The sequence below is a fragment of the Coleofasciculus sp. genome (assembly GCF_046539235.1).
Taxonomy (GTDB): Bacteria; Cyanobacteriota; Cyanobacteriia; order Cyanobacteriales; family Coleofasciculaceae; genus Coleofasciculus.
Genome location: NZ_JBKHHI010000286.1, coordinates 1 through 8,752, shown reverse-complemented (window position 1 = coordinate 8,752; position 8,752 = coordinate 1). Strand labels below are relative to the sequence as shown.

Genomic DNA, 8,752 nt, shown 5'->3' with positions numbered 1-8,752 from the left:
GTCATTGGTCATTTGTCATTGGTCATTGGTCATTGGTCATTTGTCATTCGTTTACTCCCCCAGCTCCCCATCACCCCCTGCTCCCCCTCTCTCCTAACGAGCTAAATCAAAATAGAGGTTTGCTCAGATGCGGTGACGGAGAGTCCTTCTAAAATTAAAGATGGGGTATGACACGGGCCATTCCATTCTGCATCTTCACCCAAGGCAATAATCTGCTTGAGGGCAGTGTAGACGTTACCCGCAACCATAGTGTCTTTTACCCGACCGATAATCGTACCGTTGCAGACGCGATACCCTAAATCTACATTGACAGAAAAGTCTCCAGATATGCCCGCTCCACCACCGAGGATTTGGTCGATCACCAATCCATCATCCAGTTGACGCAATAAGTCTCTTAAGGAGCCTTTACCGGGTTGCACCATGATATTGACTAAACCTGGGGTGGGATAACTGCCTAAGCTGGGGCGAAATCCATTGCCTGTACTGCCAACTCCCAGTAATCGCCCGATGGTGCGATCGCCATAAAATTGTTGCAGCTGTCCTTCGCGGATTAATAATAGGGGTCGAGTCGGAGTCCCTTCGTCGTCAAAAGGACAGCTATAGGGACCCGTATTCGGTTGTTGAGATAGGGTAAGGTTTTGGGAACTGACCACTTGACCCAAGCGATCGCTCCAAGGGGAAGCCCTTTCCCATACCTGTTTTCCATTTAATGCGATTTGGACGGTATCCCAGAGTAAATCGGCGGCTTTGGCGGTGAGCAAAATCGGGACTTGACCAATAGGGGGATAGACATTATTTTGCGCCCAGTTGAGGCGTTGTAAAATTGATTGTACGACTTTATCTGAGTTAAGCTGTTCCCGTTGGGTTTGACCATCAGATACGCATAAAAAGTCATCGCCGCGCACCCATTCCACCGAGAAAAAACAGTTGAGTGTGGTGTCGGTGTAGTGACAATCTAACCCTTGAGAGTTGATCAAGCGGGTGGTTTCGGCTTCACATTCCAATTCTGCCGTACAGAGGACGTCTGGATTCGCATCCCGAATTTTAGCGATCGCTTCTTTGCCCATGACGACCAATTCTTCTACCGCCACGGATTTGCCCAAGTCGGGATAACCTTCGGTACGTCCCGGTGTGAGTTCCACCGATTCTGATTCATTCAGAGTGCTAATGGCAATGGCTCGATCCACTAAGTCTTGGGGATTCACTGCACCATAAGCAACCGCCAATCCGGGACGACCGTTTTTCCATAAGCGTAGCGCCACCCCTTCTGATTGACTACTTTCTAGCCGCTTGAGGCGATTCGCTTCAAAGAGTACAGGTCGAGACAGCGATTGCGACTGATAGACCTCAGCATCCTTGGCTCCGGCTTTGAGTGCCAGATCTAAAAGTTGTTCGCAGGGCAGGGCGGGTGACAAATTCGGAGACTCCATAATGTTTAGGGTTAATTATTCTGTTTATAGTTCCGGCTCATGGTGATAAACCCCTAACCCATTCAGGGCTACGTTAATTCTTGCAACAACCAAAATCCAGCAAAGGTTTCTGAGGTTGGTGTTGACTGCACGGCGAGAAAATGTATGGACTGGGCGTTTTCTTTGGCAGATTCAAAGCCTTGAGCTTCCGCTAGGGTTTGATCATCGGTTAGGTTGGCTAAAACCCAGCTATCAGTAGCACCCGTTTCCAGTAATAGCCGGGGAGTGACACCCCCCTGAAATTTAACAAACGCCAGTTCTAAACCCGACATCCATGCGGCTAAGGCTTTGGCGCGATCGGAGAAAATAATCATGCCCGGAATGCGCGTATCTGGAGCCAGATCCATCATGGACAGGGGAAAAGCTTCGCCAAAGTCAATCTCCCACTCATCCATATCCGCAAATGCTTCGGCTTCCAAGCTCACCAATGCCCATTTTTGTCCCTGGATGGTGTCGGGTAAGGGTTGAGGAACCTGAGGTTGGTAGCGGACAAAGGCAGAGGCGGCGGCTGAGGACTGATATCCGGGTTGATGGGGATATACGTCCTGCATCCGCTCCTGGAGCCAGCGATCCAGTGTATAGGTACGACGACTCGCGATCGCGGGAATGCCTAACTCTTGGCAGGCTTTAGTAATCATGTTGTTCATCTGACGCCGGAAAAAGCGAATTTTTGTCGGTGTTTGTCCCGATGCAGCGATCGCCTCTTCTAGGGATTGCCGCAACCATAAGGAGTTAACCTCCTGGTTGGAACAAAACTGCGCGTACTGAAATAAGTCGCCCGTGGATTGGTGGATGTTTAAAGGACTCTCACAAATTAAGACTTCCCAGAGCTTCTTCTGATTGTCATCCAATATTGGACGTGAATAGAAATCGAGTTCCCAAATAATCGTCATCTCGTTCGATGTATTGCGTTCACATGAAAGTCTGGGCAATTACAGACTCGTGCTTTCAACACCTCGACTTCGCTCAGTGTTGACCCTGAGCGAAGTCGAAGGATCAACCTGTACAGGGGTTGCTTAATTGGGCTTGCGCCCCTCCCGTTTCCGGGGTAACGTTGGGCTAAATTCCAAGCCCACGCCTTTAGGCGTGGGGTTCCTGACGCCAAGACTGTTGTAATCTAACCCCTCTTCTAATAATACGGGTTAGCGATCCGTTCCCTGAACGATTTATACCAAGTTGCGGTTAAACCGACTGGATAGGGAAGCTGGGGAAGCTGGGCAAATAATGTAGAGATGTGCTTTTGAAGCGTCTGGGAGATAACGGATGAGATGTTAATAACGCGGTAAGTTAGAGGTAAGCGCTCTATCCATACCTGTAAATCACTAATCATGCCTGTGAATCGAATTGTCCTGTTATGCGTGGTTGGAGGCGGACTGGCTATATTTGTTTTGTCAAATTTGTCAGCCCCCGTCCTGTCTATCGTATTTTTGGGAATGCAAACGGTTGCATTGCCTCTGATGGTATGGATAGGATTGGCGATCGCACTCGGCATACTCACCAGTTTAGTCTTACAATTGCTCAGTTTTCGACCCAGGAGGGTTCAGAGGTTTGATCGCGCCGCCCAAGCATCCCCTCCAAATCGCTGGCGATCAGATGTTGAGTTTGAGGAGGAGGAACCTGAACCAGAGGAAACTGAACCAGAAATGCCACCTCCCCCACCCCCTCCACCACCACCTCCTCCTGCCAAACCTTCCCCCTCTGCTTCCGGTTCGGATTGGGATCAAGCTGTTGCTCCAGAGTGGAACTTTGAAGGAAAATCGGCAACATCCATAGAGGACGAGTTTGACTGGGATGAGTTTGAGAGTCAGCCAGAAGAAGAGGTGTCAGAGGAAACAGAGCGCGATCGCCAAGAGCGCAGTATCGGAATCGATCGCAGTAGTTACGAACCACCTCAAGAACCCAGCCGCCGTTCTCAACCCGACTCGGTTTATTCCTACAGTTACCGGGACTCCAAGAAGTCTCAGTCGGGGATTGGCAAATCTGAGGCAGTGTATGATGCTAACTATCGAGTAATTACCCCGCCGTACCGCCAACCCCCACCCCAAGCGGAACCGGAGGATGAGGATGAAGATGAAGACTGGGGATTTGAGTTTGATGATCAAGGCAGAGGTTCGTAGCTGAAACTCGATCAATGAGCTAATGAACTACCCAGCGTGTAAATGGTAAAGTTGGTAACAAATTTGGTCAACAAATCAATAAAAAATTAGTCAGATGGTAAATTTATCGGCAAACTTTTGGTATGCTGAAAATTATAATTAGTCTCAACAATAGCAAGTTTCCAACACTATAAAACCAGGGAGAGCGCTCATGAGACGCCATACACTTGTTGTTTTAAGCATCACTACTGCGGTCTTTGGCTTAGTCCCCCTTGCCCAAGCTCAGTCCGACTCACCGTTTAGCGCTAATGACAATTCGGTTACGTTATCCGGTGAATCCTTACAGACTGTACAACGTCGCAGTTTATCCAACGATTACCTTTCTTTCTTCAATACCAACTCGCCCATTGCTCCAGATACAGTCGGAGTGAATTCTGCGGATTCAAGCTTTGCTATTAGCGATCGCCTACAACTTATCCTTGGAGATACTCTCACCTCTGGTGATCCCCTTGACCTATTTCCGGCTGTGGGAGAAGAGGGAGATGTTCAGCGACTCAAGTTACAAGTGCCGCTGAGTGAATAATTAGTCATAACTATTCTCAAATGACATCCGCAAAGTCGCGCAAAATTATTTGATAACTCTTGCTGATGTCACTCTCAAAAAGGGGCGTAATTTTCAGTCCTTAAATAGCATTTAGATCAGGAAGTGGTAATTCAATTTGGTTCACTTTCCGATGCTGAGTTGAGTGACCAACTTTTAGCCCCGTTGACAGATAGTAGGGGCAAGGCACTGCCTATTGGTGTCAACTTAAGCTGAAAACCAATAGATAAAAAAACGTGTTAAGGAGTCAAATATAGATGTCAAACTCATCATCCGTTAAGCCGGAAACATTAACAACCAATGATTGGAGACTTAGACCTGGTTACTTGTGTGAAGGGGGATCTGATTTTGAATCAGTTCACATTTTGTTGGGTCGGTTTTTAGCGGATCGGCATTCAGAAGATCCCTTGCCTGATGTATCCATGACGATGGAAAACGAAGGCTTTGAATGGGGCAAAGGATTGCCGTTGGAAAAGGTGATTAATTCTCAGGATGACTTGGAATTCTTGATGAAGCACCCGAACTTATTCCGCAATGCGATCGCGGTTATCGAACCCTGGGAACATGTCGGCTGTAATCCAATGGGAGAAAATGTTCGGGCTTCGCTGAATGTGGCGTATCTAGCGCAAAAAATCGCGGATTGTGATTCGATTCTGTTCCCGTTTTGGTCGTCGGGTGTACTTGATCCAGAGTTAGTTGTGCCGATCATAACCTCAGGATTAGCGGTGGTTGTGGAAGGGGGTAATCCGTCGGTGCGCGATGCTAGCACCTTTAACGATGCCAAATGTTCCCTGGAGGATCTCCATACATTCACAGATAAACTACTGCTTTCGCGATCGCCTACCAGTGCGCCAGCCTTATTTATTTGTTTGGGGCATCAATTGGCGGCACAATCTCACATTCGTTTAATTAAACGAGCCGTAGATGAGGTATTTAGCCTAGAGTATCTGGCACGCGATCGCAAGGGCAAAGCGCTAAAGTCTTTGAAAAAAGTCTGCCAGCATATTCAACAGGTGGGGAGTACGTTACAGGTAAAGAAGAAAAATGGACACCTGATTGCCAAAAACTGGGATGATCCCGAATTTGCCGTCGGTCCCAATGAAAAAAAAGAAGTGGGCTATCGTCAATTGTGGCATTATCAATCTCCTGATAGCGACACATCTGATATTCCAGAAGATTTGATTATCGCCCATGAGGTGACGGCTGATGAATTTGAAGGGGTGATCGATACGTCGATTGAGTATGAACATGAATTGAATATTTCCATGTTCCACTCTGATGAAGTGAATGAGGAAGCGATTCTCTTTGCCAACTGGGCATATCGACTGCTGCATGATGCAATTATCTCCCATCGGCATATTTTAGCCGGGAGTCCCTTATCCTGGTTAATGCAGCTTCCCTTTGCTGTGGAAATCCTTTGTTCAACGGCTGACGAAACGGAAGTAGTGACAGAATGTTCAGCAACCTGTATTAACTACAAAGATTTCGAGAGTAAATTGATCCGTCGTTCGTTTACCTGTCAATTCCACCCAGAACTCCTCCAAGATCTACGGGCTATTGGTCACCGTCATCCTCCGAATTATGATCAGTTAAAGCATGATGATGGCGCTCGTTTATTTGCCCGACTATTGTATTCTGGGATGCAGGAATAAGGGCATGATCAAGGAAAGCTCCCCCATCTTCCCTAAAATTATTCTACAAAAAGGCGACTACACTAGCCCATCCTGTCTTTCGATGATTACCGCCGCCGTCGGTTCCTTGAGTCAACTAACCCCGATAAATGACAACGAATAACGAATAGGAAGTTTATAGTTTTAACTTATATTAAGCATAAATTAAATTAATATTAAAAATATGAATTGATCACCGAATCCCTAACTATCATGAAGTCACAACTTTGATCAAGTTCAGGGAAAAACGTCTAAAAAGGTCTAAGGGAAGAAATATTGTAGTGTGGGAAAAAGCAGTGACCCTGTAACAAGTCCTAACCCAGTAAACATTCATAGATTCACTTAAAGTTGCTGATCACGAATCACTGATACTAACTAATACTAGGCTCTCGACCGACTATGTGGGTGTCGTCTTGCTTTCTCTAGAGTACCTGTTCAGTAAGCAAAATTGTCGGCTGAAGTTCCTGATAAAGAGTAACAATAGCTACAGAAAATAAATTTTTGGCGGACTACTTTTGACGAAATTTAATCCCTAACTGCGATTACTGAACTGACGTTCTATCTAGAGAGAGTCAATTAGAAATTTTATCTGGATTTGAATGAATTGGCAGAGATTTGAAAACATTCTGAATAGAAATTAGACCGAGAGTAGGCGTGCAAACTGTAGTTCAGTTTATCAACTGTCACAGTTGAATTTACTACAGCACGATCTTCCCTCTTAAATAACAGTCAAACTGAGTAGAAACAGGTTCTTAGGCAAATCTTATGTTATCGGTGCTAGACCCTACCCAAAACCCCAACACTATATCGCTGAAGGTTCTCATCGTCGAAGATGGTTACCAAACGATAAAACTATTGGGAGAAGGATTATGTTCTGAAATTAGCTATTCGTTTATTATTCAACAAGTTAGGCAGAGTTGTCAAGCCCTAACCCGATTAAATCATGAAGCGTTCGATCTTGTCATCGTTCATTTGTCCCACGCTGATCCTCACGTTTTTGATGTGGTTACTCAGATTAAACAGTTGGGCTTAACTCTGCCAATTCTCGGATTAAGGGCTAACCAGGATGAACCATTAACCCTGCAAGTTATCCAAGCAGGGACTCCCGATGATCAGGTAACGGAAAATCTCAAAGGTTATCGCTTAATTCGGGCATTGCGTCATGCGATTGACAATCAGCAACGCCAAGAATCCCAACGGTTGAATCAGGAAAAATATTGTTCAGTTATCGATAATGTCAAAGAAGTCATTTTCCAAACCGATACCCAAGGACATTGGACATTTCTGAATCGGGCTTGGACAGAAATTAGCGGATTTTCAATCGCTGAAAGTATCGGAACATCCTCTTTAAACGCTATTCATCCTGATGATTTGCAAAAGGGGCAAGAAAAATTTGATTTACTGATTACTGGAGTCCAACCATCCTGTCGTCATCGGGTGCGCTGTTTGACAAAATCCGGTGACATTCGTTGGTTAGAGGTACATGCACGGACAAATTTTGCCGCCGATGGTACAGTTTCTGGAACTACAGGAACCCTGAATGATATTACGGAACAGGTTTTAACCCAATCCGCCTTACGCATTTCCGAAGAACGACTGCAAATGGCGTTATCCGGTAGTGATTTGGGGTTATGGGATTGGCAATTAACCACTGGAGAGGTTTATTTTAATCCACAGTGGAAAAGAATGCTGGGGTATGAGCCAGAGGAAATTGACGATAATTTTCAAGCTTTTGAACAATTAGTGCATCCTGATGATTTATTGAGAATAAAATCTGGATTAAATGCTTATATAGACAGATTAATTCCTATCTATGAAGTCGAATTTCGGATGCGATGTAAAACGGGGGAATGGAAGTGGATTCTGTCTCGTGGTAAAGTCTTTGAGTGGGATAAAGCGGGTAATCCGGTAAGGATGACAGGGACTCATCGGGATATTAGCGATCGCAGACAAGCGGAGGACGCTTTGCGCTCCTCAGAAGCGCGGGAACGGAAAAAGGCGTATCAGTTAGAACTTGCCTTGTGTGAACTTAAAAATGCCCAAGCGCAGTTAGTCCAAACGAAAAAAATGGCATCCTTGGGACAGTTAGTGGCAGGTATTGCCCATGAGATCAATAATCCCATTGGCTTTATTGCCGGAAATGTTAGCTTTGCCCATCAATATGGGCGTGATTTGCTCAAATTAATCGATCTTTATCAACAGTATTATCCTCAGCCGGTTGCCGCGATTCAAGATCAAATGGAAGCAGTTGAGCTTGACTTTCTCAGGACAGACTTTCCCAAAGCCCTCAACTCGATTCGAGAAGGCGTTGTTCGGGTTCAAGACATAGTGCGATCGCTACAGCATTTTTCGCACCTGAATGAGGCACAGATGAAGGCAACCGATTTACATCAGGGGTTGGAGAGTACTTTAATAATTTTACAGAATCGCCTCAATAAAAAGCCCAACCGACCCGCTATTGAAGTGAATAAACAATTGGGTATGTTACCTAAAGTTGAATGTTATCCAGGTCAACTGAATCAAGTGTTTATTAATATTATCAGTAATGGGATTGAGGCGTTAGAAGAAAAAATCCAGCAGAATGATTCCTTTATACCCCAGATTAGGATTAGTACGGAAATAGCTGAGTTAAACTCAACTGTGATTATTCGGATTTCCGATAATGGTTTAGGTATTCCTGCTCATTTGCAAGAGCATTTATTTGAACCGTTTTTCACCACAAAACCTGTCGGACAAGGAACAGGATTGGGATTAGCCATAAGTTATCAAATTATTCAGAAACACAAAGGAAAAATTACCTGTAATTCTCAAGTGGGTATCGGCACAGAGTTTGTGATTGAAATCCCGACAACTCTAAACCATAAAACGGAACAATTGGGTCAAATTCAATGGTTACGCCAAGCTATCGGCGCTTGA

General features: G+C 45.3%; 7 protein-coding genes. 4 read left to right on the top strand and 3 right to left on the bottom strand.

Going from position 1 to position 8,752, the window contains the following annotated elements; translation table 11 throughout:
- Positions 1-101: 101 nt before the first annotated feature.
- The 3 genes from ACLFWI_RS21345 to ACLFWI_RS21335 all read right to left on the bottom strand — a co-directional run bounded on the left by ACLFWI_RS21345 (position 102) and on the right by ACLFWI_RS21335 (position 2,799).
- On the bottom strand, positions 102-1,430 hold the full coding sequence (locus ACLFWI_RS21345) for a TldD/PmbA family protein (protein WP_446414590.1): 1,329 nt from the start codon (positions 1,428-1,430) through the stop codon (positions 102-104).
- A gap of 68 nt (positions 1,431-1,498) precedes the next feature.
- On the bottom strand, positions 1,499-2,362 hold the full coding sequence (locus ACLFWI_RS21340) for a Tab2 family RNA-binding protein (protein WP_446414589.1): 864 nt from the start codon (positions 2,360-2,362) through the stop codon (positions 1,499-1,501).
- A gap of 236 nt (positions 2,363-2,598) precedes the next feature.
- Positions 2,599-2,799, bottom strand: a complete 201-nt coding sequence (locus ACLFWI_RS21335) for a hypothetical protein (protein ID WP_446414588.1) — start codon at positions 2,797-2,799, stop codon at positions 2,599-2,601.
- A 103-nt stretch (positions 2,800-2,902) separates the two neighbouring features.
- Between ACLFWI_RS21335 and ACLFWI_RS21330 the strand changes: the two genes are divergently transcribed.
- From ACLFWI_RS21330 to ACLFWI_RS21315, 4 genes are all read left to right on the top strand, one after another.
- On the top strand, positions 2,903-3,586 hold the full coding sequence (locus ACLFWI_RS21330) for a hypothetical protein (RefSeq protein WP_446414587.1): 684 nt from the start codon (positions 2,903-2,905) through the stop codon (positions 3,584-3,586).
- 190 nt (positions 3,587-3,776) lie between these two features.
- On the top strand, positions 3,777-4,148 hold the full coding sequence (locus ACLFWI_RS21325) for a hypothetical protein (RefSeq protein WP_446414586.1): 372 nt from the start codon (positions 3,777-3,779) through the stop codon (positions 4,146-4,148).
- 275 nt (positions 4,149-4,423) lie between these two features.
- Positions 4,424-5,818, top strand: a complete 1,395-nt coding sequence (locus ACLFWI_RS21320; protein ID WP_446414585.1) for a hypothetical protein — start codon at positions 4,424-4,426, stop codon at positions 5,816-5,818.
- Between the two features lie 783 nt (positions 5,819-6,601).
- Complete coding sequence (locus ACLFWI_RS21315) at positions 6,602-8,752, top strand: PAS domain-containing protein (RefSeq protein WP_446414584.1); 2,151 nt, start codon at positions 6,602-6,604, stop codon at positions 8,750-8,752.